21 protein-coding genes are annotated in these 25,383 nt (G+C 71.5%); 13 read left to right on the forward strand and 8 right to left on the reverse strand.

The window, feature by feature from the left end:
- Positions 1 to 43 precede the first annotated feature (43 nt).
- From dgt to AB0F15_RS09365, 5 genes are all read left to right on the forward strand, one after another.
- Complete coding sequence (gene dgt, locus AB0F15_RS09345; protein WP_360267667.1) at positions 44 to 1,606, forward strand: dGTP triphosphohydrolase; 1,563 nt, start codon at positions 44 to 46, stop codon at positions 1,604 to 1,606.
- 936 nt (positions 1,607 to 2,542) lie between these two features.
- Entirely contained in the window at positions 2,543 to 5,413 is a 2,871-nt protein-coding gene (locus AB0F15_RS09350) for a S8 family serine peptidase (protein WP_360267670.1), read from the forward strand.
- Positions 5,414 to 5,525: 112 nt separating this feature from the next.
- Positions 5,526 to 6,176, forward strand: coding sequence for an acVLRF1 family peptidyl-tRNA hydrolase (locus AB0F15_RS09355; RefSeq protein WP_360267672.1), 651 nt, complete (start codon positions 5,526 to 5,528; stop codon positions 6,174 to 6,176).
- A 136-nt stretch (positions 6,177 to 6,312) separates the two neighbouring features.
- Positions 6,313 to 7,941 carry an ABC-F family ATP-binding cassette domain-containing protein gene (locus AB0F15_RS09360; protein WP_360267675.1) on the forward strand — a complete coding sequence of 543 codons (1,629 nt, stop codon included), beginning with the start codon at positions 6,313 to 6,315 and terminating at the stop codon, positions 7,939 to 7,941.
- 177 nt (positions 7,942 to 8,118) lie between these two features.
- Complete coding sequence (locus AB0F15_RS09365; RefSeq protein ID WP_003071237.1) at positions 8,119 to 8,328, forward strand: helix-turn-helix domain-containing protein; 210 nt, start codon at positions 8,119 to 8,121, stop codon at positions 8,326 to 8,328.
- Here AB0F15_RS09365 and AB0F15_RS09370 read toward each other — a convergent pair.
- Positions 8,315 to 9,679, reverse strand: a complete 1,365-nt coding sequence (locus AB0F15_RS09370; protein WP_360267678.1) for a glycosyltransferase 87 family protein — start codon at positions 9,677 to 9,679, stop codon at positions 8,315 to 8,317. The two genes, AB0F15_RS09365 and AB0F15_RS09370, sit on opposite strands and share 14 nt — an antisense overlap.
- A gap of 33 nt (positions 9,680 to 9,712) precedes the next feature.
- A complete protein-coding gene (locus AB0F15_RS09375; RefSeq protein ID WP_360267681.1) occupies positions 9,713 to 10,567 on the reverse strand; it encodes an LLM class flavin-dependent oxidoreductase in 855 nt (284 codons plus the stop codon).
- Between the two features lie 71 nt (positions 10,568 to 10,638).
- Here AB0F15_RS09375 and AB0F15_RS09380 point away from each other — a divergent pair, with 71 nt between their 5' ends.
- Positions 10,639 to 11,070, forward strand: coding sequence for a MarR family transcriptional regulator (locus AB0F15_RS09380; protein WP_360267684.1), 432 nt, complete (start codon positions 10,639 to 10,641; stop codon positions 11,068 to 11,070).
- Positions 11,071 to 11,168: 98 nt separating this feature from the next.
- A complete protein-coding gene (locus tag AB0F15_RS09385) occupies positions 11,169 to 13,040 on the forward strand; it encodes an ABC transporter ATP-binding protein (RefSeq protein WP_360267687.1) in 1,872 nt (623 codons plus the stop codon).
- A gap of 146 nt (positions 13,041 to 13,186) precedes the next feature.
- Here AB0F15_RS09385 and AB0F15_RS09390 read toward each other — a convergent pair whose 3' ends face one another.
- Both AB0F15_RS09390 and AB0F15_RS09395 read right to left on the reverse strand, forming a co-directional pair.
- Complete coding sequence (locus tag AB0F15_RS09390; RefSeq protein ID WP_360267690.1) at positions 13,187 to 14,347, reverse strand: serine hydrolase domain-containing protein; 1,161 nt, start codon at positions 14,345 to 14,347, stop codon at positions 13,187 to 13,189.
- Positions 14,348 to 14,454: 107 nt separating this feature from the next.
- The gene (locus tag AB0F15_RS09395; RefSeq protein ID WP_360267693.1) at positions 14,455 to 15,183 is read right to left on the reverse strand and encodes an SIS domain-containing protein; all 729 of its coding nucleotides are present in this window, start codon (positions 15,181 to 15,183) and stop codon (positions 14,455 to 14,457) included.
- A gap of 101 nt (positions 15,184 to 15,284) precedes the next feature.
- Here AB0F15_RS09395 and AB0F15_RS09400 point away from each other — a divergent pair, with 101 nt between their 5' ends.
- From AB0F15_RS09400 to AB0F15_RS09415, 4 genes are all read left to right on the forward strand, one after another.
- Positions 15,285 to 15,977, forward strand: a complete 693-nt coding sequence (locus tag AB0F15_RS09400; RefSeq protein WP_360267696.1) for an alpha/beta fold hydrolase — start codon at positions 15,285 to 15,287, stop codon at positions 15,975 to 15,977.
- Positions 15,978 to 16,071: 94 nt separating this feature from the next.
- A complete protein-coding gene (locus AB0F15_RS09405) occupies positions 16,072 to 17,325 on the forward strand; it encodes a cyclopropane-fatty-acyl-phospholipid synthase family protein (protein WP_360267699.1) in 1,254 nt (417 codons plus the stop codon).
- Between the two features lie 95 nt (positions 17,326 to 17,420).
- Positions 17,421 to 18,629: an LCP family protein gene (locus AB0F15_RS09410; RefSeq protein ID WP_360267702.1), complete on the forward strand. Its 1,209-nt coding sequence runs from the start codon at positions 17,421 to 17,423 to the stop codon at positions 18,627 to 18,629.
- A gap of 42 nt (positions 18,630 to 18,671) precedes the next feature.
- Positions 18,672 to 19,226: a GNAT family N-acetyltransferase gene (locus tag AB0F15_RS09415; RefSeq protein WP_360267705.1), complete on the forward strand. Its 555-nt coding sequence runs from the start codon at positions 18,672 to 18,674 to the stop codon at positions 19,224 to 19,226.
- Here the strand turns inward: AB0F15_RS09415 and AB0F15_RS09420 are convergent.
- Complete coding sequence (locus AB0F15_RS09420) at positions 19,192 to 19,653, reverse strand: peroxiredoxin (protein ID WP_360267708.1); 462 nt, start codon at positions 19,651 to 19,653, stop codon at positions 19,192 to 19,194. The genes AB0F15_RS09415 and AB0F15_RS09420 overlap by 35 nt on opposite strands.
- Before the next feature lie 174 nt (positions 19,654 to 19,827).
- Between AB0F15_RS09420 and AB0F15_RS09425 the strand changes: the two genes are divergently transcribed.
- Complete coding sequence (locus AB0F15_RS09425; protein ID WP_360267711.1) at positions 19,828 to 20,070, forward strand: hypothetical protein; 243 nt, start codon at positions 19,828 to 19,830, stop codon at positions 20,068 to 20,070.
- Between the two features lie 60 nt (positions 20,071 to 20,130).
- Here AB0F15_RS09425 and AB0F15_RS09430 read toward each other — a convergent pair whose 3' ends face one another.
- Entirely contained in the window at positions 20,131 to 21,948 is a 1,818-nt protein-coding gene (locus AB0F15_RS09430; RefSeq protein WP_360267910.1) for a diguanylate cyclase, read from the reverse strand.
- 237 nt (positions 21,949 to 22,185) lie between these two features.
- Positions 22,186 to 23,646: a cytochrome P450 gene (locus AB0F15_RS09435; protein ID WP_360267713.1), complete on the reverse strand. Its 1,461-nt coding sequence runs from the start codon at positions 23,644 to 23,646 to the stop codon at positions 22,186 to 22,188.
- A 172-nt stretch (positions 23,647 to 23,818) separates the two neighbouring features.
- Between AB0F15_RS09435 and AB0F15_RS09440 the strand changes: the two genes are divergently transcribed.
- Positions 23,819 to 24,223: a pyridoxamine 5'-phosphate oxidase family protein gene (locus AB0F15_RS09440; RefSeq protein ID WP_360267716.1), complete on the forward strand. Its 405-nt coding sequence runs from the start codon at positions 23,819 to 23,821 to the stop codon at positions 24,221 to 24,223.
- A 70-nt stretch (positions 24,224 to 24,293) separates the two neighbouring features.
- Here the strand turns inward: AB0F15_RS09440 and AB0F15_RS09445 are convergent, their stop codons facing one another.
- Entirely contained in the window at positions 24,294 to 25,367 is a 1,074-nt protein-coding gene (locus AB0F15_RS09445; protein ID WP_360267718.1) for a ribonucleotide-diphosphate reductase subunit beta, read from the reverse strand.
- Positions 25,368 to 25,383: the final 16 nt, after the last annotated feature.

Here is a 25,383-nt window from a genome sequence, read left to right on the forward strand (position 1 = left end):
GCCTGCCCGCCGTTCAGGTGAACCTCCGGATAAGGTCGGGCGCATGGATCAGGAGACCGACCCGCGGACGGCCCGGCGCGATCCCGTGGCGAACGTCGGCGGGTTCACCGACCTGGCGACCAGCCCGTTCCGGATCGACCGCGACCGGATCGCCGCGTCGCCGTTCTTCGCGCGGCTCGGCGGGGTGACGCAGGTCGTCAGCGCGGGCGGCGCCGGGCTGCTGCACAACCGGCTCACCCACAGCCTCAAGGTCGCGCAGGTCGCCCGGGCCATCGCCGAGCGCGTCACCACCGGGCCGGACGCCGGGCTGGCCGACAAGCTCGGCGGCTGCGACCCCGACGTCGCCGAGGCCGCCGCGCTCGCCCACGACCTCGGGCACCCGCCGTTCGGGCACCTCGGGGAGCAGACGCTCGACCGCATCGCCCGGCACCGCTTCGGCCTCGCCGACGGCTTCGAGGGCAACGCGCAGACGTTCCGGATCATCACCACCACCGACGTGCGCGGGCCGTCGGCGATCGGGCTCGACCTGACCACCGCGGTGCGCGCCGCCGTCCTCAAGTACCCGTGGCTGCGGCTGCACCACCCCGCGCCGCACCCGTCGGCGATGGCCGTGCCGCCCCGCGGGGCCGCCGAACCGGACGACCTGCCGGGCACCGGCGCGGGCAAGTTCTCCGCCTACGCCACCGAACTCGACGACTTCGAGCAGGCGCGTGCGGCCTTCGCGGGCCGCGTCGAAGGTTGGCAGCAGACCGTCGAAGCGTCCGTGATGGACACCGCCGACGACATCGCCTACGCCATCCACGACCTGCAGGACTTCCACCGGATCGGGGTGCTGCAGCACGCGCCGGTCGCGGCGGAGCTGGGGGAGTGGCTCGAGCACGCGGCCGAGCTGGCGTCGCTGGACGACGAGACGCTGCACGTCCAGCTGCGCCGCCCGGGCCGGTCGCTGGAGCGCCTTCGCCGCCGCATGCACGCCAAGGACGCGTGGATCGTCGACGACGACGCGTTCGCCGCCGCCGTCGCGCGGGTGCGCGCGGAGCTGGTCGACGGGCTGCTGGCCGGGGAGTTCGACGGCTCGATCGAGGCGGAGCAGGCGACGGCAGCGTTCTCGGCGAACTGGACCGCCCGGCTGGTCGACGGCGTGTTCCTGCTGGCCGCGCCGTCCACCCGCACCGGCCACGTCTCGCTGCGGCCCGCCCAGTGGCACGAGGTGCAGGTTCTCAAGTTCGTGCACCGCCGGTTCGTGCTGCTGCGCCCCGACCTCGCACTGCACCAGCGCGGCCAGGCCGGGCTGGTGACGAGCCTGGTCGACGCGCTCGACGCGTGGCTGCTCGACCGCGACGAGGTCTCCCGCCTGCCACGCCGGCTGCACGACCTGGTCGAGCTGGCCCGCGCCGAGTACAGCGGACTGGCGCGGCAGGCGCCGGAACTGCTGGTTGGGGCGACGGGGGAGCCGGTGACGGGTGCGGACGCGGTGCGCGGGCTGGCCCGCGGGCGCGCGGTGGTCGATTTCGTGGCTTCGCTGACCGACAAGCAGGCGGTGACGCTGCTGGACGCGTTGTCCGGGCGGGCCGCGCAGCCGTGGTCGGATTCGTTCGTGCTCTGAGCAGCCCGGCCGGCGGCCGGACGCGGCTGGGGTCGGATTCGGTCGCCACCCGCCACCCGCCACCCGCCACCCGCCACCCGCCGCCCCGCCCGGCCCGCCGCCCGATGCCCGATGTCCCGCGGCGCCAGACGTGGCTGGTTGCCGCCGCCTGCTGCCCTGCCGCGCCCCGCGGCCCACCGCCTGCTGTTCCGCGGTGCCCCGCGCGGCTGGCTGCCTGGTGGCGCCGCGCGGCTGCTCGGCCTGCGGCTTCTCCATGGCCGCCCGTCCCGCCGCGGCGGGACACCGCCGCAGTTCGGTCGGCGATGGGTGGTGAGGCGCTGACCGAGGCGGACCTGATGCGCTCGCCGAGGTCCGTCGCCCGCGCTGCCCGCCCTGCGCGGTGCCGAACTGCCTGATGCCGCAAGGATCACGAGCGATGCCCGCCGGATCACGGGTGATCGCCGTACCGGACCGGCGAACTCGCGTACCCGGATGGACGACCCCCGTACCCGGCGGATCGGTTCGTGTGATCCGGCCCCGATCTCGCGTGATCAGAGGCCGGTCTCGCGTGATCCGGGGCGGGTCTCGCGTGATTGGAGGCGTAACTCGCGGCTCCTCGCGGGGTAACGAATTTTCCCGGTGGTCCCGCCGGCTGCACGGTGCGGTGTGTTGCTTGTGGACTTCCCAGTCCGTGGTCGGGGGTGGCGCCCGCGGCGTTGTCCGGGGAGTGTCCGGTAATCCGGACGTCGCTGCGCTGAACGGCCTACGACCTCCGGCCCCTTCGGGAAATTATCCGTCCTTTGTCACTCGATTGGCTGATGTTTACGGAGAACTACCGGTACTTAGCTGGATCCAGCCGGTGATCACCGGCGGTCGGTCAGCGTGAGTCGGGGCACGCGCCTGGAGATTCGGAGGGCGCCCGTGCGTCGTACCCGTTCCAACAGATCGAGATCCACTGTGCTCACCGCCGGAGCCGCGGCACTGCTCGCCGCGCTCGGCCTGGTTTCCCCGCCGGTCGCGGGGGCCGCACCCGCGTCCGGTCCGGACGCGTTCAGTGAAACCGCGCAACAGCAGATCGCCGCGCTGCAGGCGGTCAAGGCGGGCCGCACCGCCACCGAGTCCAAATTGGACAGCAAGCTGCTGGTCGCCGAAAAGGGCGTGGGGAAGCAGCTGAACGCACTCCAGTCCGGGGCCACCGTCTCCCCGGCCGGCACCGTCGTGGTCGACATCCGCGCGAGCAAGGTGTCGCCGGACCTCCTCGCCGGGCTCACCAAGGCGGGTGCGGGCATCCGCGCGGTGTCCGACCGCTACGGCAGCGTCCGCGCCGAAGTGCCGCTGGACAAGGTGGGCGAGATCGCCGCGCGGGCCGACGTCAAGCGCGTCGAGCAGGCCGACCAGGCGATGACCGCCCGCGAACTGGCCACGCCGGCGGCGACGCCGGAAAAGACCGAAACCAAGCAGCAGAAAGCCGACCGCATCGCCGGTGAGCTGCAGAAGGCCGTCAGCGCCAAGTCGCAGCGCAGTGCCGCCGCGGCCGCGCCGCTGGTCAGCGAAGGCGACCGCGCCCACAACGCCGACATCGCGCGCCAGCAGTTCGGCGTCACCGGCGTCGGCGTCAAGGCGTGCGCGCTGTCCGACGGCGTCGACTCCCTCGCCGCCTCGCAGGCCAAGGGCGAACTGCCGGCCGTCGACGTCATCGCCGGTCAGGAGGGCGACGGCGACGAAGGCACCGCGATGCTCGAGATCATCCACGACCTCGCGCCCCGCGCCGCACTCGGCTTCGCGTCGGCGTTCAACTCGGACGCCAGCTTCGCGGACAACATCCGCAAGCTCCGCTTCGAGTCGCACTGCGACGTCATCGTCGACGACGTCATCTACTTCAAGGAATCGCCGTTCCAGGACTGGATCATCGCCCAGGCCGTGAACGACGTGACCGCCGACGGCGCGCTGTACTTCTCGTCCGCGGGCAACGAAGGCAACGTCGCCAGCGGCACCGCCGCGCACTGGGAAGGCGACTTCGTCGACTCCGGCAAGTCGGTCGGCAAGTTCGCCGGCACCGCGCACAACTTCGCCGGTACGGCGGGCAACCAGATCTACGAGCCCATCTCGAACGCGTCCTCGGCCGGCGTCCCGGTGACGCTGCACTGGTCGGACCCGCTCGGCGCGTCCGCCAACGACTACGACCTCTACCTGCTCAACTCCGCGGGGGCCGTGGTCAGCTTCAGCCAGAACGTCCAGGACGGCACCCAGGACCCGTACGAGATCCTGCAGACGCCGGCCTTCGGCGGCACCGGGCTGCGCCTGGCCGTCGTGAAGTTCTCCGGGGCGAACCGCTACCTGTCGCTTTCGGCGCTGCGCGGCCGGTTCTCCGACTCGGCCGACGGGCTCAAGGCCTACAACACCCCGGGCGTGACGGTCGGCCACTCGGCCACGCGGGACGCCTTCAGCGTCGCGGCGGCCCCGGCGGCCAAGGCGTTCGGCCGGGCTCTGGAGCCGGGCGACCCGGCCAACCCGGCGGGCCCGTACCCGGGCTCGTTCAGCGGCGCCACCAAGGCCGAGCGGTTCAGCTCCGACGGTCCGCGGCGCGTGTTCTACGAGGCGAACGGCACGCCGATCACCCCGGGCAACGTGTCTTCGACCGGTGGTGAGGTCCGGAACAAGCCGGAGATCACCGCGGCCGACGGCGTGCAGACCAGCGTGACCGGGTTCAGCCCGTTCTTCGGCACCTCGGCCGCCGCTCCGCACGCGGCCGCCATCGCCGCGCTCGTGCTGTCCGGCAACCCCGGCCTGCCGCCCGCGGAGGTGCGTGAAGCGCTGATCAACACCGCGGTCGACATCGAAACCCCGGGCCGCGACAACTTCACCGGGTCCGGTGTCATCCTCGCGGACAAGGTGCTGGCCTACACCGGCGCCAGCCCGCAGCCCCTCGCGGTGGCGAAGCAGCCGACGGTCACCCCGGCCGACGGCGGCTCGGCGCTCGACCCGGGCGACACCGCCAAGGTGACGCTGCCGGTGACCAACGACGGCGACGGCACCGCGGTGTCCACCAGCGTCGTGCTCACCAGCCCGACCCCGGGCGTGACCGTGGCGCCGCGCTCGAAGTCCTACGGCACCATCAGCCCGGGACAGACCGGCGTGAACGACTTCACCATCACCGTCCCGGCGAGCCAGCAGCTCGGCGTGCCGGTGGTGCTGAACGCCCGCGTCACCTTCGCCGGCGCGCACTCGCCGACGACGACGTCCTTCGCGCTCCCGGTCGGCACCCCGTCGCCGGTCGCGCAGGACTTCGCCTACGCCGGCGAGCCGGTGGCGATCCCGGACAACAGCCCGGTCGGCGCGTCGGTGACCATCCCGGTCACCGGGGTCGGCCGCGCGTCCAAGGTGACGTTCTCCGTGGACGGCGCCACCTGCAGCACCGACCCGACGTCGACCGCGGTGGGGCTGAACCACTCGTACGTCGGTGACCTGGTCGGCACGCTGACCGCGCCGTCCGGGGCGAAGGCGACGGTGTTCCAGCGCAACGGTGGTTCGGGCAAGAACCTGTGCAAGGTCGTCTTCGCGGACAACGCGGCGACGGCGTTCAGCACGGTGACCTCCGCGAACGCGCCGTTCACCGGCACCTGGCGGCCGACGCAGGCCCTGGGCGGCCTGACCGGCGCGGCCGTGGACGGCACGTGGACGTTCGGTGTGGTCGACGCGGCCGGCGGCGACGTCGGTTCGATCCGCTCGGTCGCGCTGCACATCAACGGGTTCGTGCAGCCCGCGGCGGCCGGCGCGCCGTCGAACGTGCGGGCCGTGACGAACAACGGACCGGTGCACCCGCTGTAGGACCCAAGCGCCCCAAGGTGGCCTTCGGTGCGTTCAACGCACCGAAGGCCACCTTGGGTGCGTTGAACGCAACCAAGGCCACCTTGGGGCGCTTGCCCCGTACCTTTGTTCCATGGCGAAGGCACGGCAGGTCCCGGGTGGCGGACGCGCCGTCGAGGTGCCGCCGGAACGCCTGGCCGGCTGGTTCGAGCGGTTTGCCGCGGGGCACGGGGGAGCGGTGGCGACCGAAGCCGCGCCGCACGAAGTGCGCGTGATCGCGGCGGACGGGACCACGGCCACCGCGAGCGTCCCTTTCGGACCGCTGGAAGCCCCGTCCCTCGACGCCCTCGTGGCGCACGCGCTGGCGCCCCGGCGCATCGCGCTCGCGCTGGTGCGGCGCGGCGGCCACAGCGTCGGCATCGCGCGGGACGGCCGGATCGAGGTCTCGCGCACCGACCGGCACCTCGTGCAGGGCCGCTCCGCCGCGGGCGGGTGGTCGCAGCAGCGCTTCGCCCGGCGTCGCGCGGGCCAGGCGCGCCACGCGCTCCAGGACGCGGCGAAGGACGTCTTCGAAGTCCTCGTGCCCCGGCTGTCCGAAGTGGATGCCGTGGTGCTGGGCGGTGACCGCCGGGCGCTCGACGAGCTGCGTGCGGACCGCCGGCTGGCGCCGCTGTTCGCCCGCGCGGAACCGCGGGTGCTCGAGGTCGGCGAGCCGAGCCGCGCCGTGCTCGACGAAGCCGCCGTGCGGGCGCTGTCCGTGCAGGTCACGCTACGCGACGGGTGAGTCCGCCCACGTCCGGAAAATCCGCTGGCCCCCAGCCCGTACACTGGGTTCCGTGGATATCCAGCTGGAGTGACGCCGCGGCCTGATCGGCTGCCCGATGCTGTCCTCCAACCGCCCCTTTTCCACGGGAGTTCCCTTGATCACGGCCACCGGCCTTGAGCTGCGCGCGGGTTCGCGCATCCTGCTCGACGGCGTCACCCTCCGCATCCAGCCCGGCGACCGCATCGGCCTCGTCGGCCGCAACGGCGCGGGCAAGACGACCTCGCTGAAGGTCCTCGCCGGCGAAGGCGAGGCGCACGCGGGCGAGGTGCGCCGCACCGGCGAGCTCGGTTACCTGCCGCAGGACCCGCGTGAAGGCGACCTGTCGGTCACGGCGAAGGACCGCGTGCTCTCCGCGCGTGGTCTGGACAAGCTGATGCGCGACATGGAAAAGGCGCAGGCCTCCATGGCCGAGCTGGTCGACGACGCCGCGCGCGACAAGGCCATCCACCGCTACTCCCGGCTCGAAGAGCGCTTCGCCTCCCTCGGCGGGTACGCCGCGGAGAGCGAAGCCGCGCGGATCTGCTCAAACCTGGGCCTCGCCGACCGGGTCCTCGCGCAGACGCTGGGGACGCTGTCCGGTGGCCAGCGCCGCCGCGTGGAGCTGGCGCGGATCCTGTTCGCCGCGGCCGAAGCCGGCGCCGGCGGCAAGTCCGAGACGATCCTGCTGCTCGACGAACCGACCAACCACCTCGACGCCGACTCCATCAACTGGCTGCGCGGCTTCCTCAAGCAGCACGACGGCGGCCTGGTCGTGATCAGCCACGACGTCGAGCTGCTGGCCGACGTGGTCAACAAGGTGTGGTTCCTCGACGCCACCCGCGCCGAGCTGGACATCTACAACATGGGCTGGCAGCGGTACCTCGACGCGCGCGCCACCGACGAGAAGCGCCGCCGCCGCGAGCGCGCCAACGCCGAGAAGAAGGCGTCGGCGCTGCAGCAGCAGGCCGCGAAGCTCGGCGCGAAGGCGACGAAGGCCGTGGCGGCCAAGAACATGGCCCGCCGCGCCGAGCAGATGCTGTCCTCGCTCGAGGACACCCGCCACGCCGACAAGGTCGCCCGGATCAAGTTCCCCGAGCCCGCGCCCTGCGGCCGTACCCCGCTCACCGCTGAGGGGCTCTCGAAGTCCTACGGCTCCCTGGAAATTTTCACCGGCGTCGATCTCGCGATCGACCGCGGTTCGAAGGTTGTCGTACTCGGCCTGAACGGTGCGGGAAAGACGACTTTGCTCCGGCTGCTCGGCGGAATGGAATCCCAGGACACCGGATCCGTCGTGCCGGGTCACGGATTGCGTTTGGGCTATTACGCACAGGAACACGAAACTCTTGATCATGAAGCGTCGGTGTGGGAAAACATCCGACATCTCGCTCCGGACACCGGCGCGCAGGAGTTGCGGAACCTGCTCGGCTCGTTCCTCTTCACCGGCGAACAACTCGACCAGCCGGCGGGCACGCTTTCCGGCGGCGAGAAGACCCGGCTCGCCCTGGCCGGCCTGGTCTCCAGTGCTGCCAACGTGTTGCTCCTCGACGAGCCGACCAACAACCTCGACCCGGCCAGCCGTGCGCAGGTCCTGGACGCTTTGCGCAGCTTCGCCGGTGCCGTCGTCCTGGTGACGCACGACCCCGGCGCCGTCGAGGCCCTGGAGCCCGAGCGGGTCATCCTGCTGCCCGACGGGACCGAGGACCATTGGTCCGCGGACTACCTCGAACTTGTCCAGCTTGCGTGACCGTGCGTCCATTCGGGTGCAAGATCGCTCCCCGTAGAGCACTGGAATGGCCCAATGTGATCGCAATTTCGGCTGTTTCACGTCTGTCGTCTGGCATTCCGGCGCTCAGTGTTCGATCATTGCCCCGGCAGGGGCTGATATGTGGCCCAGAACACTCTCGGCGGGAAGGCGATCGACGTGGCTGATCTCAAGAAAGGCGCGCGGATCACCGGCAACACGCGCGACAAGCTGGCCGCTGACCTGAAGAAGAAATACGAGAAGGGCTCGAGCATCCGGGCGCTCGCGGAGTCGACGGGGCGGTCCTACGGGTTCGTCCACCGGGTGCTGTCGGAGTCCGGCGTCCAGCTGCGGGGGCGCGGCGGCGCGACCAGGGTCAAGAAGAAGTAGTCACGGACTGCTGCGCGGGGGGCGCAGCAGGATCTTCGGCCACGCGGAACACCAGGTGGGCTCCCAGCAGGATCAGCGGGTACACCAGGTAGCCGTACCGGGTGGCCGGGGTCAGCAGGATCAACGCGCCGAGTCCGACGGCGACGCGCAGCAGTGCGCCGGAGCCGTTCGCGGGGGGCCGGCGCACCAGCCAAGCCACCATCGCCACGGCCGCGGCGCCGACGAGCACGAACGCCGTCACCTGGCCGAAGGGGCCGGTCTCGGCGATCAGGTGGCCCGGCAGCGGGCTGGCCGCGGGTGACCGCACGACACCCATCCCGAGCGGGAAGCGGATGACGTGCTCGACGAACGCCGCCGGATCCACCAGGTACACCGGCAGGTGCAGGGCGACCGTCGTCGCCACCAGCGCTGCCGCGAACCGGGCCAGTGCCGCCCGGCCGGACCTTTTGTGGTGGTCCAGTCCACGGCGCACCAGCACGAGCACCGCCAAGACCGCGGCCGCGGGCGCGACGATGAGCTTCGCGCTGATCACCAGCGCCAGCACCACGCCCGACCAGGCGACCCGGCCGGTGGCGGCGAGCGCGCAGCTGAGCACCAGCAGGCCGACGATCGCCAGGTCCGGGCCGGCCACGGCCCAGGTGAGCGCGGTCAGCGGGCAGGCCAGCGCGAGCTGGGCGGCGCCGACCGGCACCCGGGGCCACTTCAGCAGCTTCAGCGTGCCGAGCACGCACGCGCAGGCGGCCAGGGCGAACATCCAGCGGGCGTCGGTGAGCGCGTCCGTCAGCGGGGTGCCGCCGAACAGCGCCCGCGGCAGGCCGAAGACGGTCATCACCGGGCCGTACGGCGTGTAATCGTTTACCACGGGCGGCCGGTCGAGCGCGGTGACGTCGACGTACGGGGTTCCGTGGTGCAGCAGCAGATCAGCGGACCGTTCGATCACCCAGACCTCGGGCTGCGCGGCCCAGGAGAACGGCGTGATCAGCCAGTCCACTCCGGTCAGGCGGCGAATCACCAGAAGCGCCAACGGGATGATCATGGCCAACAGGGCGACCGCGGCGATGCCGCACCAGCGTGAACCCGCGACGCCGCGCGGCGTACGTCCCCTGCGGGCGGACAGCAGCAGGTACCCGCTGTGCGCCGCGCCGAAGCCGTACGCCACCGTCGCGAAGGTGCCCCAGACGCGGTAACCGTAGAACTCCGACACCAGCGCCGTCGGCAGCGCGAAGGCCAGGCAGGCGAGGTAGAAGCCCAGGTCCCAGCGCAGGGGTGCGGCCTCGCCGGTGCGCGCGGACGCCGTGAAGAGGCGGGCCGCCCGCCGCCATGCGGGCGCCTGGCCCACCTCCGTTCCCACGTCGTCAGGCTACCGAGGAGCCTGCCGCCCGGTTCAGCCGACGTCTCGCAGTCGGGGGAGCAGGTTCGCGGCCGCTTCGGCCGCCCGGACGACGTCGCCGTGCCCGGCCGGCATCAGGACGAGCTCGGTGAAGCCGGCATCGACGTACCTGCGTGCGAGGCTCAGCGCACTGTCCGCATCGGACGGCAGCCGGAACTGCACGGCGCGGCGGATCGACGCCGGATCGCGGCCGGCTGCCGCGCAGTGGGTGTCGAGCACCCGGGAAAGGCGTTGCAGCTCGGCGATTTCCGTCCCGGGGAGGGCTGCGTTGAGCCAGACGTCGGCGTGTTCGGCGACGACCCGCAAACCGCGCTTTTCGCCGCTGCTGCCCAGCCACAGGGGCGGTTTCGGTCGTTGCACGGGCTTCGGGTCGCTGATCGCGCCGGTCAGCGTGTAGTGGCGGCCGCGGTATCCGGTCACCGCGCGCGTCCACAGCAGACCGAGGATTTCGCACGTTTCGGCCAGTCTCTCGACGCGTTCCGCCGCCGACGGCGTGGGGGTGCCCATCATCGTGTCGGTCAGCGCGTCCCCGCCCGCGCCGAGGCCGACGTCGAGCCGGCCACCGGAGAGGTGGTCGACGGTCGCGGCGATCTTGGCGAACGTGCCCGGGTGCCGGTTGGTGGTGCCGGAGACCAGGCAGCCGATGCGCACCCGCTGGGTCGCTTCGGCCATCGCGGCCAGCAGGCTCCAGCCGTCGAAGACGTCGCCGGTGCGGTCGGGGCCCATCGGGGCGAGGTGGTCGAACACCCAGCAGCCGTCGAAACCGGCGTCGTCGGCGATCGCCCAGATCTCGCGGAGCGCGGCGATGCCGAGGTGCTGCTGGGGCGGTTTGAGCCCGACGGTGGTCATGGGAACTCCTGATTGTCAGTGTTAGAAATCATCAGTCAAACTGACGATCAGCGTAGGTGTAGAGTCCTCCCATGTCCAGCGCGCCCCTCGCCGTCACCCAGCGGCTCGGCTACCTGCTCAAGCACGCCCAGCTGCGGCTCGCCGAGCTGGCGGAGCCGCTGTACGCGCCGCTCGGCGTCACCGGGCGGCAGCTCGCGCTGCTCACGCTCTTCGGTGACGGGCCGGCGCGGTCGCAGCAGGACGGCGCCGTGCGGCTCGGGGTCGACCGGACGACGATGGTCGCCCTCGTCGACGAGCTGGAGGCCAAGGGTCTGGTCCGGCGCGAGGTCGCGCCGGGCGATCGCCGCAAGCGGCTCGTGACGCTGACCCCCGAGGGGGAGCGGGTCCGCGAGGCGGGCGCGGAAGTCACGCGGAAAGCCGAGGCGCTCCTGCTGGAACCGCTCTCCGCCGAAGATGCCGGCCGGCTGCGTGCCGCGCTGGACCAGATTGTTCGCGCCGGGTGAACGGCGCCGGGAAGCAAACGGGCAATGGTGGCGTTGTCCAGGTCATATCCGGAATAAACCTCAGCTAAAGTAGAGGTTTCACAGACTGGGGGATTCCCGTGGACAACATGTGGGGACTGTGGAGTTCGGCGATGCGTGCCGACGACACACCGAAGTCGCTCACCCGCGGCACGCTGAAACGCGTGGCGCGGTTCGCCCGGCCGCACTGGCGGCGGTTGCTGGCGTTCCTCGTGCTGACCGTCGTCTCGGCCGTCCTCGCCGTGACGACACCCGTGCTGGCGGGCAAGGTGGTCGACGCGATCGTCGGCGGCCGCGACCTGCCGGTGGTGATCTGGCTCGCCGTCGTGATCGCCGCGCTGGCCGTCGCCGACGCCGGGTTCGGCCTCGTCGAGCGGTGGCAGTCCGCGCGCATCGGCGAGGGCATCATCTACGACCTGCGGCGCGCGGTCTTCGAGCACGTGCAGCGCATGCCGATCGCGTTCTTCACCCGCACCCGCACCGGGGCGCTGGTCTCGCGGCTCAACAACGACGTCATCGGCGCGCAGCGGACGTTCACCGCGACGCTGTCCGGGCTGGTCACCAACGTCATCCAGCTGGCCCTGTCGCTGGCCGTGATGCTCACGCTGTCGTGGCAGGTCACGGTGATCGCGCTGGTGCTGCTGCCGATCTTCGTCATCCCCGCGCGCCGGCTCGGCCGCCGGATGGCCGGGCTGCAGCGGGAAGCCGCGAACCTCAACGCCGGGATGACCACGCAGATGACCGAGCGGTTCTCGGCGCCGGGTGCGACGTTGGTGAAGCTCTTCGGCCGTCCGGTGCAGGAGGTCGCCGACTTCGGCGAGCGCGCGGGGCGCGTACGCGACATCGGCGTGCGGACCGCGATGCTGACGCGCTGGTTCATGACGAGCCTCACCTTGGTTTCGGCGTTGGCGCAGGCGCTCGTGTACGGCCTCGGCGGCTACCTCGCGCTGACCGGCCGGCTCGCCCCGGGAACCGTCGTCGCGCTGGCACTGCTGCTGACCCGGCTCTACGCGCCGCTGACCGCGCTGGCCAACGTCCGCGTCGACGTCATGACGGCGCTCGTGTCGTTCGAGCGGGTCTTCGAGGTCCTCGACCTGGAGCCGATGATCAAGGAGAAGCCGTCCGCGGGTGCTCTTCCTCCTTCCGGTGGCGTCTCGGTCGAGTTCTCCGACGTCCGCTTCGGCTACCCGGCGGCCGACCGGTACTCGCTGGCTTCGCTGGAAGACGTCGCCACGCTCGACCACCGCGGCGGGGAAGAGGTGCTGCACGGGATCTCGTTCCGCGCGGAGCCGGGGCAGATGGTCGCACTGGTCGGGTCTTCGGGCGCGGGGAAGTCGACGATCGCTTCGCTGCTGCCGCGGCTGTACGACGTCGACGCCGGCTCGGTACGGCTGTCCGATGTGGACGTACGGGACCTGACTTTCGCTTCGCTGCGGGAAACCGTCGGCGTCGTGACGCAGGACGGCCACCTCTTCCACGACACGATCCGCGCCAACCTGGCGTACGCGCGGCCGGGCGCCACCGAAGACGAGATCTGGGCGGCGCTGGACCGCGCGCGGCTCGGCGACCTCGTGCATTCGCTGCCGGACGGCCTCGACACGACGGTGGGCGAGCGTGGTTACCGCCTCTCCGGCGGCGAGCGTCAGCGGCTGACCATCGCGCGGTTGCTCTTGGCGCAGCCCAAGGTCGTCGTGCTCGACGAGGCGACCGCGCACCTGGACTCGGAGTCCGAAGCCGCGGTCGGCGAGGCACTGACGCACGCACTGGCCGGCCGCACGGCCCTGGTCATCGCCCACCGCCTCTCGACGGTCCGCGCGGCCGACCAGATCCTGGTGGTCGAGCACGGCGAGATCGTCGAGCGCGGCACGCACGACGAACTCCTGGCGGCAAACGGCCGCTACGCGACCCTCCACGCAACCCAGTTCGCCGAAGAAGAACCCGCCATCGCGTGATCAGCCCCGGAACTCGCGTGACTGGGGCCGAAACTCGCGTGACTGGGGCCGTAACTCGCCAGTTCCGGCTTCAATCACGCGAGTTACGGCTTCAATCACGTGGGTGACGGCCCTGATCACGTGGGTTACGGGTCTGGTCACGTGGGTTATGTGGTGGGGAGGGACTTGTAGAGGGCGGTGACCAGGGCCATTTTGCGGGGGTCGTCGCGGATCAGGGGGCCCAGCTGGTTGAGGGTGTAGCCGAAGGCGATGCCGTTTTCGGGGTCCGCGGCGCCGGTGGAGCCGCCGAGGCCGTCGTGGCCGAAGGCCGCGGGGTTCGGGCCGAAGCCGCGGGCGTCGCTGCCGAGGTAGAAGCCCAGGCCCCACTCGTTCGGCAGGCCGAGCACCGCGTCGATCTCCTTGCCCTGGCTCTCGCGTGCCCGGGCCAGTGCCGCGGGGGACAGGAGCGTGCCGTCGGCCAGCGCGCCGTAGATCGTCGCGATCGCGCGGGCCGTGCCGTGGCCGTTCAACGCCGGCATGACCGCGTGCCGCCACGCCGGTTCGTTGGCGTCGTGGCCCTGGACGCGCGGGTTCATCAGCGCGGCCTGCGCGACCGGACCGGCGGCGGCGAACGCCGTGGCCAGCGCGTTCGCCATCTCCTCGGTCATGACCGGGTCCGCCAGGGTCGCGCAGCGGTCCAGGTCGGCGTCCTCGGGGAGGCCGATCGAGAAGTCGGCGCCCAGCGGCCCGGCGATCTGTTCGGCGAAGAACTCGCGGATGCCCTGCCCGGCGACCCGCCGGACGACTTCGCCGACGAGCCAGCCGTAGGCCAGCGCGTGGTAGCCACCCGCGGATCCCGGGGCGTACAGCGGTTCCTGCGCCGCGTACAGCGACGTCATCAGGTCCCAGTCGTACAGTTCCTCGAGCCGCACCGGCCGGTCGAGGCCGATCCCGGGCACGCCGGAGCGGTGCGAAAGCAGCCATCGGACGGGGATCGCGGACTTGCCGGCCGCGGCGAACTCGGGCCAGTACTTCGCGACCGGGGTGTCCACGTCGAGCTCGCCCGCGTCGACGAGCTTGTGCGCGCAGAGCGCGGTCATGCCCTTGGTCGTCGACCAGACGTTGGCCAGGGTGTCCGGCTGCCACGGCCGGGTGCGCTCGGGCCCCGCCCAGCCGCCCCACAGGTCCACCACCACCTCGCCGTCGCGGCGGGCGGTGAACGCCGCTCCCAGCTCACCGCGGCTGCGGAAGTTCTCCGCGAAAGCCTCGCGCACCGGCTCGAAGCCGGGCGCGCACTCACCGTGCACCGTCGCCGTGGCACCGTCCATCGGACCTCCTCCGGGAGCGACCGATCCACACCGACCAGTCGGTATGTCGACGCTAGGACCGCCGGGCACGTCCGTCAAGACGTGCCCGGCCGGTGCTTTCCGACGAACTACCGCAGCCGGGGCACGACTTCGCCGTACTTCGCCAGCAGCGCGACGTTCGCCTCGTCGCCACCCTCCACATTGGAGCTGCGCCACAGCGGGACGTCGAGGCCCTCGGCGGTGCCGCGGTCGTACACCTGGGCCAGTACCAGGTTCCACAGGAACGCGTTGACCACAGTGGACAGCGGCGCGGTGCGCGGGGCGGCCGGCGGGTGACTCGCGTCGCCGGGGATCACCAGCGAGTCCAGCACCACCGTGCCCTGCTCGACCAGCGTGCTCGACGACCGCCGCGGAGCGGCCGCCACGCACGCCCGCGACGTCACCGCGATCACCGCCGCGCCCCGCTTGCGCGCCTCGATGCACAGCTCGACGGGGTACGGGTTCGACCCGGACGTCGAGAACACCACCAGCAGGTCATCCGGTCCCGGCGCACGCTCGGCCAGTACCTCCGCGGCCAGGCCGGTGCGCCGCTCGGTCTGCGTGCTGTGCACCGCGCCGTGCAGCGGAAGCAGTTCCGGGTGGTAGAGCGGGTAGACGCAGGCCAGCCCGCCGGCCCGGTAGAACGTCTCGGCGACCGCGGCCAGCGAGTGCCCGGCGCCCGCGGTATAGACCAGTGCGTCGGCCCGGATCACCCCCAGCACCAGCTCCGCCGCCGCGCGCACCGCTTCGGCGTTGGCCTGCTCGACGTCCGCCAAATGCTGGGCGACGCTGCCTGTGAGGTCCGTGGCGCTCACCACACCCACCCTTCCGTCGGGGATCGGGCGCCGAATCTACCGTGAAGATGGGGATGAGCGGGGAAACGGCCGGGGGCGACCCGGATGTGGCGAGGAGGACACGGGTGAGCGAGGCGGAACCGGCGGTGTCCGGGTGGCGGCCGCGGGGGCGGACCGAAGCGGTGGTGCTCGTGCTGCACGGCGGCGCGGAGCGCGGAACGGGCACCGTGCCGCCCTGGAAACCGGCCTACCTCAGGATGGTCCCCATCGCGCGCGCCCTGCACCGGGCCGGCCGCAAGGACGGCGTCGAGGTGCGGCTGCTGCGCAACCGCCGCTACGGCTGGAACGCGCCCGCCGCGGACCCGGTCGACGACGCCCGCTGGGCCCTCGAGCGCATCCGTGCCGACCACCCCGGCCTGCCGGTCGTGCTGGTCGGTCACTCGATGGGGGCCCGGGTGGCCCTGCGCGTGGCCGACGACCCGGCCGTGCGCGGGGTGTGCGCCCTGGCGCCGTGGACGCCGCGGGGCGAGCCGGTCGACGCCGTGGCCGGGCGGTCGGTGCTCATCGTGCACGGCACCCGCGACCGGATGACGAGCCCGGCGGAGTCGCACGCCTTCGCCGAACGGGCCACCGGTGTCGCGGCCCGCGTCGCCCGGTTCGAGATCACCGGAGAAGGCCACGCGATGCTGCGCCGCGCCCGGGTGTGGACCCGGCTGACCGTGGCTTTCACCCTGGAGCTGCTCGCCGGGGACGACGGCGGTGCCCTGCGCGGGGCGTGGGCCGCCACCGGGCCCGAACGGCTGCGGATCCCCGTCTGAAAGCGCCCCCGATCAGGGCATTCGGCGAAGTGCGCCACGGGGGGCGGCGATTAAAATCGAGTACCGGTGCACCTGGCCGGGCGGAGGGAGAGTCGTGACCGCTTCGAGCGTTGACCGGACGCCGGCCGAGGACGTCCCGGACGAGACGCGGTGGCCGGGCCTGGCCACGCCACCGCGCTCCCCGCTGCGCGCGCGGATCGCCGCCGCGCTGTTCCGCCACGCGATCCGCCCGCTCGCCGTGCGGGCGACGTTCCCGGACGGCAGCGTGCTGGGCGCCGGCGGCCCGGGATCACCCGAAATGCGGATTTTGCGGCCCGAAGCGTTCTTCCACCGCCTCGGCGCCGACGCCAAGATCGGGTTCGGCGAGTCCTACATGGCCGGCGACTGGACCGCGTCCGACCTGGCCGACGTGCTCACGCCGTTCGCCGAGCGGATGGCCACGCTCGTGCCGCCGCTGCTGCAGAAGTTCCGGCCCGTCGCCGAGCGCACGCAGCCGCCGTCCGAAGAGAACACCCTCGAGGGCGCGCGGGCCAACATCCACCGGCACTACGACCTGTCCAACGACCTGTTCGGCGCCTTCCTCGACGAGTCGATGACGTACTCCTCGGCGCTGTTCGGCCCCGGCGAAGACCTCACCACCGCGCAGCACCGCAAGATCGACAGCGTGCTCGACTACGCCGGCGTCCGCGACGGCAGCGAGGTCCTCGAAATCGGCACCGGCTGGGGTGAACTCGCCATCCGGGCCGCGGCCCGCGGTGCGCACGTGACGTCGTTGACCATCTCGGAGCAGCAGCGCGCGCTGGCCACCGAACGCATCGCGGCGGCCGGGTTCGCCGACCGCGTCGAGGTGAAGCTGTGCGACTACCGCGAGTCGAGCGGCCGGTACGACGCCGTGGTCAGCGTCGAGATGATCGAGGCCGTCGGCGCGTCCTACTGGCCGGCGTTCTACGCCACGATCGGCGACCGGCTGCGCCCCGGCGGCCGGTTCGGCCTGCAGGCCATCACGATGGACCACGACCGGATGATGGCGGCGTCCCGGGCCTACGGCTGGGTCCACAAGTACATCTTCCCGGGCGGCCTCATCCCGTCGGTGCGGTCTATCGAGGAGGGCGTCAAGGTGGACGCCCGGCTCAAGCTGGCCGGGATGCGCGAGTTCGGCCAGGACTACGCGCGCACGCTACGGTGGTGGCGCGAACGGTTCCTGCACCGCTGGGCCGACATCGCCGGGTGCGGGTTCGACGACGTCTTCCGCCGGATGTGGGAGTTCTACCTGGCCTATTCCGAGGCCGGGTTCCGGTCCGGGTACCTCAAGGTCCACCAGTTCGGCTTCGAGGCGACCGACGGGTAACTTGGCGCGGCAACCCGACCCCGGTGCCGGACGTCCCTCTATCGAGCACGTGCGGTGTACTGACGGCGACAGTTTGTCCGGATCGGGATTGGGTGATGGTGATGACGTACCGTGGCGACGACGGCGGGCGCCGGATGCCACCACCCCGGCCGTCCGGCGGGCGCTCCCGGGACCACCAGCGCGCGCAGATGATGCCGCTGCCCGGGCGGGGCCGCAGCCCGTACGACGAACGCACCCGCCCGATGGGCACCCGCGAGCCGGAGTACGCGCCGCCCCCGCCGCCGCGGCAGGACCCGCCCCGGCGTCCGGCCGACGACGACTACCCGCCCTCCCGGCCACCGCGCCGCCGCCGGTGGAACTTCGGCCGCGTCCTGGGCGCCCTGATGCTGGTGTTCGTCGTGTTCCTCGCCGGCATCTGGGTCTACCTCGAGTTCTCGATCAAGCGCGTCGACGCGCTCGCCGACTACTCCGGCCGCCCGGTCGCCGAGTCCGGCACCAACTGGCTGATCGTCGGCTCGGACAGCCGCGAGGGCCTGACCGCGGAGGACGAGGAGCGCCTCGCCACGGGTGACGTCGCCGCGGCGGGCGGCGGCCAGCGCACCGACACGATCATGGTCGCGCACCTCCCGGACAACAGCACGAAGCCGACGCTGCTGTCACTGCCACGCGACTCGCAGGTGTCGATCCCCGGCCACGGCAAGAACAAGATCAACGCGGCGTTCTCGCTCGGCGGGCCGAAACTGCTCGCGCAGACCGTCGAAGGCGCGACCGGCCTGCACATCGACCACTACGCGGAGATCGGCTTCGGCGGGTTCGCCAAGATCGTCGACGCGATCGGCGGGGTCGACATGTGCGTCGACCAGGACATGAACGACACGGTGACGGGCATCAACATCAAGGCGGGCTGCCAGTCGCTGGACGGCCGCTCGGCGCTGGGCTTCGTCCGGATGCGCCACAGCGCCGCGACCCCGCGCTCGGACCTCGACCGCGTCGCCAACCAGCGCAAGTTCATCGGCGCGCTGGTCAGCCAGATCGCCAGCCCCGGCACGCTGCTGAACCCGTTCGACTTCTTCCCGCTGCTGTCCTCGGCGCCGGACGCGCTGACCATGGACTCGAGCGACCACGTCCACAACCTCGCCGGCCTCGCGATCGCCATGCGCGGGATCTCCTCGGGCGGCGTGGTGACGACGACGGTGCCGGTGACCAGCGGATCGGCGGAGAACTGGGACAAGGCCAAGTCGAAGCAGCTGTTCGACGCGCTGAAGAACGACACCGAGGTGCCGGACAGCGTCATCGTGAACTAAATGCCGCGCGGCCGAGGGCGTGGCCGGGGCACCATGGACCGCATGGAGACCCCGGCCGAGACCTACCGCGACGGCGACCTGACGCTGACCCGCTGGCAGGCGGGCGACCGGCCGGTGCTGACGGTGGTCGTCAGCGGCTCGCTGGCCCACCTGAGCCCGTTCCTGAACTGGGCCGCGGGTGGGTACACCGCCGACGACTCGGTGGAGTTCCTCCGCGCGACCGCGAAGCGCTGGGAGGGCGGCGAAGCGTACGAATACGCGCTCACGCTCGGCTCCGACCTGGCCGGCGGCATCGGCGTGCGGCCACGCGACGGCGGTGTCGAAATCGGCTACTGGCTCGCTCGTGAATTCGTCGGCCGCGGCTTGATGACCCGGGCCGTCACGCTGCTGACGGAGGAGGCGTTCCGCCTCGGCGCCGGGTACGTCGAGATCAAGCACGACGAGCGGAACGTCCGAAGTGGAGCGGTGCCCGCGCGCCTCGGGTTCACCAAGGTGCGCGAGGAACCCGCGCTGAAGCCGTTGGCGCCGTCGTGCACCGGCACCAACCACGTGTGGCGGCTCGTCAGGACACCTTGTTCCGCTCCCGCAGCACCTTGAGCGCCTGGTCGGCGTGGACCGTGAAGTTCAGCTCGCTCTTGATCTTCGCGAGGACCTTCCGGTCCTCGCCGATCACGAACGTGGCGCGCTTGGCGTGCATCGGCAGGAGCTTCCGCCACACGCCGAACTGCTTCGCGACCTCACCCTCCACATCGGATAGGAGCGGGTAGTCGAAGCTGTTGGCTTCGGAGAAAGCGCGCTGCTTCGTGATCGCGTCGGGGCTGATGCCGACGCGGTGGGCGCCGACCGCCGCGAACTCCGCCGCCAGGTCGCGGAAGTGGCAGCTCTCCGCCGTGCAGCCCCCGGTCATCGCGGCCGGGTAGAAGAACAGCACCACGGGACCCGTGGCCAGGAAGTCCGAGAGCGTGCGCTCCCGGCCCTGGTCGTCGGGCAGCGTGAAGTCGGGGGCGAGGTCTCCGGCGTCCATGGACGTCCCTTCTCATCGGCGGCAGAATCCATCCTGCCCGGTCTTCGGAGCCGCGGCGGCACCGGGATTGGTCTCGAGCCCGGTGCCCCTCACAACGGTGGATGTCCGCGGGGGCCGCCGCACCTACCTTGAAGGGCGAACTCGTCCACCTGTTGTCAACGGAGAGGCCGACCTGTGAGCACGACCACCCTCGCCCGCGCCGAGGAAAGCGCCATCCGCCCCCTCGAAATGGGCGCCAACACCGATTCGGCCCACTTCCTGGCCGCCGTCGAAGCCGCGTACCTGGCGTGGGCCCAGGGCATGTACGGCCCCGGCGTCATCACGTCCAAGGATGGCGGCTCGGTGCTCGGCGACCGCGTGGCCGAGCGGTCGTCGATCAGCGACCTGCTGGCGACCCGCGTCGAGAACCTGAACTGACGCCCCGGCCGGCGACCCGGGGCGGTGAGCCCGTCCCCGCGCCTGGCGGTGGATCAGGGCTCAGTCCCTCGGGTGGCGGGCGATGAACTCGTCGACCTCGTCGCCGGTGGCCGAATCCGCCACGAACGGGCCGCGGGCCGCGATGACGCCGAGCTGGCGGAGCCGGGCCGCCTGGTCGTGGGTGCGGACGCCCTCCGCGCCGACCTTCAGGTGCAGCTCGCGGGCCCGGGTGATCAGCTGCGTCAGGTGCCGCAGGTCGGGTTCCGCGGGGTCGTCGGTGTCGAGCGCGTCGACCACCGGCCCGGAGAGGATCACGTGCCGCACCGGGAGCCGGTGCTGCGGGATCAGCTCCAGGTCCGCCGAACCCGAGATCGTCAGCACCAGCTGCGCGCCGAGGTCGGCCAGCACGGCGAGCGAGTCCAGGACCTCGCCGCGCGGGTCGAGCATCGAGTCGCGGTCGGTGCACAGCCGCAGCGCCCTCGCCGGCAGCTCGTGCTTGTCCAGCTGCTCCTTCACCAGGAGCACCAGGTCCGGGTCGATGGCCAGCCGGGCCGGCAGCCGCACGCAGACGTCCGGTGCGGCCTCGCCCAGGCGCGTCCGCCAGCGGGCGGTCGCCGCCAGCGACTCGGCCAGCAGCCAGCGGCCGAGCGGCACCGTCATGCCGGTGGTCTGGGCCAGCGGGTAGAACTCGTCGGAGCCGAGCTCGCCCTTCTCCGGGTGGTTCCACCGCAGCCCGGCGTTGACGGCGGCGAGCACGTCCGGGCGGGAAAGCTTCACCGTGGGCTGGTAGACGAGCGAGAACTCGCCGTTCTCCAGCGCCCCGGCGATCACCGCGCCCAGCTGGTAGCGGCCGCGGTCGCGGGCGTCCAGGTCCGGGTCGAACAGCATCCACTGCGCCTTGCCGGCCTCCTTGGCCCGGTGCAGCGCGATCTCCGCCGCCCGCAGCAGTTCCGCGGCGCCGCCCTCGACGGCCGCGCGCACCACGATGCCCGCGCTGGCGCTGACGCCGATGCCGTGCCCGCCGAGGTAGATCGGCTCGTTGAGGTCCTCCAGGGCGCGCTCGACCAGCCGGACGACCTCGGTCGCCGCGAGCTCGCCCCGCAGCAGCACCGCGAAGCCGTCACCGGACAGCCGCGCGACGAACCCGTCGTGGTGGCCGGTGAACACCGCCGAGAGCTTGTTCGCGACCCCGCGCAGCACCTGGTCGCCGACACCCGCGCCGAGGCCGTCGTTGATCACCTTGAAGCCGTCGACGTCGAGGTAGATCAGCGCGATGTCGTCGTGCGCGCCGGCGCCGAGCGCGGCTTCGAGCTGGGTGGTGAACGACGACGCGTTGGGCAGCCCGGTCAGCGGGTCGTGCACGTTCTGGTGCAGCAGCCGCTCCCGCAGCAGGTGCAGCTCGCTGGCGTCCGACACCATCAGCACCGGGTAGATCGAGCCGGGCCGGTCACCGGGCAGCGGGGCGAGGGTGACGTCGGTCCAGAGCTGGCCGTCTTCGCTGTGGTCGAGCAGCATCCGCTCCTGGTAACGGTCCCGTCCCGAGCGCACCTGCGCCAGGCCGGCCTCGAGCCGGGAGACGTCGTGGTCGGTCGAGCCGAGGTCGGTGAGGTGCCTGCCCCGCAACCGGTCCGGCGAGCACCCGAGCAGCTGGCCGAGGGCGAGGTTCGCCTCCACGATGTCGCCGTCGGGGTCGGCCAGCGCGATCCCCATCGGCGACGCGGCGTAGAGCGCGGTGAACCGCAGCAGCGCGCCGTCGTGCTGCGAGCCGGCTTGGTCGACGGCGTCGTGCGCGACCTCCAGCAGCAGCGCTTCGAGCTCTTCCGGGGGAAGTGTTACTCCTTTGGTGTCGGCCAACGTCGCCGCCCACCGGCGCGCCACGTCCAGCAGTCCTGACGCGGCACCGGGTTCAGGCACACTCCACCTCTTCACGCACAGGTATGGCCAGGTCGGACACGGTGTCGGGGATCATGAAGCCACACCAGGCAGCCTTCGCCCACGATCGATGCCACGCCATCATGCGGGTAACGGGGTGTCTACCGGCTGAACGAGTGAACGAATCTCCACAAACGGTAACTTTTCGTTACCGGGTGTATGCGTTGGTGGACGGTGCCGGGGTCAGCGCGGGGTCAGGCGGACCGGGAGGCCGTCCGCGGGCACCGGCAGCGAGACGTAGTCCCATCGCGCGGTGTAACTCTCCGGAACCGACCAGCGGTACGCCCGCAGCAGTTCGTGCATCAGCAACTTCACTTCGAGACCGCCGAAATGGAGCCCGATGCACTTGTGCGCGCCGCCGCCGAACGGCATCCACGCCATCCGGTGCGACTTGTCCTCGCGGCGCGGCTCGGCGAACCGCTCCGGGTCGAACGCGAAGGGGTCGGTCCAGCACTCCGGCGTGAAGTGGTTGACCGTGGGCGAGACGCCGACCAGGGTGCCCGCCGGGATGTAGTGGCCGAGCACCTCGGTGTCCTTGACGGTCTGGCGGGTCAGCGACGGCACCGGCGCCACCAGCCGCAGTGCCTCCTTCATCACGAGGTCGAGGGTCTCCAGCCGCTCCAGCGCCGCGATGTCGGGCAGGTCGTCGCCCAGGGCCAGTGACTCCGCGCGGGCGCGTTCCTGCCACTCCGGGTGCTTGGCCAGGTAGTAGGCCATGGCGCTGGTGGTGATGGTCGTCGTGTCGTGCGCGGCCATCATCAGGAAGATCATGTGGTTGACGATGTCGGTGTCGGAGAACCGGTCGCCGTCTTCGGTGGTGGCCTGGCACAGCGCGGAGAACAGGTCGTCCCCGCCGGAACGCCGTTTCGCGGGCAGGTTTTCGCCGAAGTAGCGTTCGAGGACCTTCCGGCCGTGCAGCCCGGCCGACCAGCGGCCGCCCGGCACCGGGACGCGGACGAGCGCGGTGCCGGCCCGCACCGAGCTGACGAACGCGCGGTTGATCCGCGCCGCGTCGTCGCCGCTGGGCATGCCCATGAACACGCGGGTGGCGACGTCGAGGGTCAGCTGCTTGAGGGCCCAGTACAGCCGCGGCCGCTCCTGGGTGGCCCACTGTGCGACGCCGGCGCGCAGTGCCGGGCCCATCTCGCCGACGTAGCCGGCGAGCCGCGGGCGCGTGAAGGCCTCCTGCATGATCCGGCGGTGCAGGTGGTGCTCGCCGAAGTCCATCAGCATCAGGCCGCGCTCGAAGAACTTCTCGATGAAGAACTTCCAGCCCTCCTGCGAGAACGCCTTGTCCTTGTTGACCAGCGCGATCTGCGTCGCCTCCGGCCCGGAGAGCGCGACGATCCGGCGGCCGAACCCGCCCATCCACGACACCGGGCCGTAGAGCTCGTGGCGGCGCAGCGCGAAGGCGGGGCCGAACCGCATCATCTCGAGCATGTGCCCGACCAGCGGCGGCCCCTCGTCGCCGAGCACCGGCTTGAGGCCGCTGCCCGCGGGCGGCGTCGCGAGTTCCTCGACGGGCCACCGCGAACGCAGCCAGCGCTCATCGACCTTGGGCGGCAGGGGGAGTGCGGTCAGCGTCGGCACGCGTTCGCGCAGTGCCTCGGCGGCTCGGCTCACGGTGCCCGGCAAAGTGACCATCTCCCCGTCGAGTACGGCTGTCCGTCCACGATGCCCTCTTGTTGACGGTCTGACAACACCTCGTCGGCCCTCTTTTCGGGTGGTCCCTGGCGGACCGCCGTGTGCGGGGACGACCCGAACAGGGAGCCGTGGGCTTGCCCGCCGCCCGGGCCGACGCGGTTGACTGGACGTCATGAACGCATTGACGCCTGACGATCTCGAGTTCCTCCGGCGCCCGCTACACGGCTTCCTGACCGTGGCCGGCGGCGAGCCCCGGCCGGTCTGGTTCGAGGCGGCCGATGACGGCACGATCCAGCTGTTCACCGAACCGGACGCGCTCAAGGTGCGGCGCGTGCGCCGGGACCCGCGGGCGTCCATCGTCGTCGCGGCGCCGGTGGGGGAGCGCGAACGCTGGGTGTCGGTCGCCGGCCGGGTTTCGGTGGAACCGGACGGTGCCCACGACCTCGCCGCGCGCCTGGCGGCCCGGTACTGGGACCTCGACGACCCGGTGCGGGCCGCCGATCTCGAGGCGATCTCGAAGACGGACCAGGTGCGCCTGGTGATCCACCCGGAAACCGTGCGCCGGTACGCGTATTGACTGCGAGTGGCCACGACGTGAACCGGCCCCGCCCCGGCGAACCGGGGCGGGGCCGGGGTGCCTCGGGAACTCAGTCCCAGTCGAGAGCGCCGCCCGACTGGTATTCGATCACGCGGGTCTCGAAGAAGTTCTTCTCCTTCTTCAGGTCCATCGCCTCGGACATCCACGGGAACGGGTTCTCGGTCTCGCCGAAGATCGGGGCCAGCCCGATCTGCTGCGCGCGCCGGTCGGTGATGAAGTGCATGTACTGCTCGCACAGCTGGGCCGACAGGCCGAGCATGCCGCGGGGCATCGTGTCGCGCGCGTACTTGACCTCCAGCTCGCACGCCTCCTTCAGCATCCCGCGGACCTCTTCCTGGAACTCGGCGGTCCACAGGTGCGGGTTCTCGATCTTGATCTGGTTGATGCAGTCGATGCCGAAGTTCAGGTGGATCGACTCGTCGCGCAGGATGTACTGGTACTGCTCGGCGATGCCGACCATCTTGTTCCGGCGGCCCAGCGACAGGATCTGCGCGAAGCCGGTGTAGAACCACATGCCCTCGAAGATCACGTAGAACGCGACGAGGTCACGCAGGAACGCCGTGTCGGCCTCCGGCGTCCCGGTCTTGAAGTCCGGATCCTCCAGGTGCTGCGTGTACTTCAGCGCCCACGCGTCCTTGTCCGAAATGGACGGGACCTCGCGGTACATGTTGAACAGCTCGCCCTCGACCAGGCCGAGGCTCTCGCAGATGTACTGGAAGGTGTGCGTGTGCACGGCCTCCTCGAACGCCTGGCGCAGCAGGTACTGGCGGCACTCGGGATTGGTGATCTGCCGGTACACCGCGAGCACGATGTTGTTGGCCACCAAGGACTCCGCGGTCGCGAAGAAGCCCAGGTTGCGCTTGAGCATCTGCCGCTCGTCCTCGGTGAGGCCGTCCTTCGACTTCCACAGGGCGATGTCGGCCTGCATGGCGACCTCGGTCGGCATCCAGTGGTTGTTGCAGCCGGCCAGGTACTTCTCCCAGGCCCAGGTGTACTTCATCGGCAGCAGCTGGTTGACGTCGGCGCGCGCGTTGATCATGCGCTTGTCGTCGACGTTGATCCGGGCGGCGCCGACCTCGATCTCCCCGAGGCCGGTCGCGTCCGTCGTCTCCACGTTGGTCATCTGTACAGGGGTTCCT

Origin of the sequence: Amycolatopsis sp. NPDC026612 (genome assembly GCF_040638285.1) — a bacterium.
Lineage (GTDB): Bacteria > Actinomycetota > Actinomycetes > Mycobacteriales > Pseudonocardiaceae > Amycolatopsis.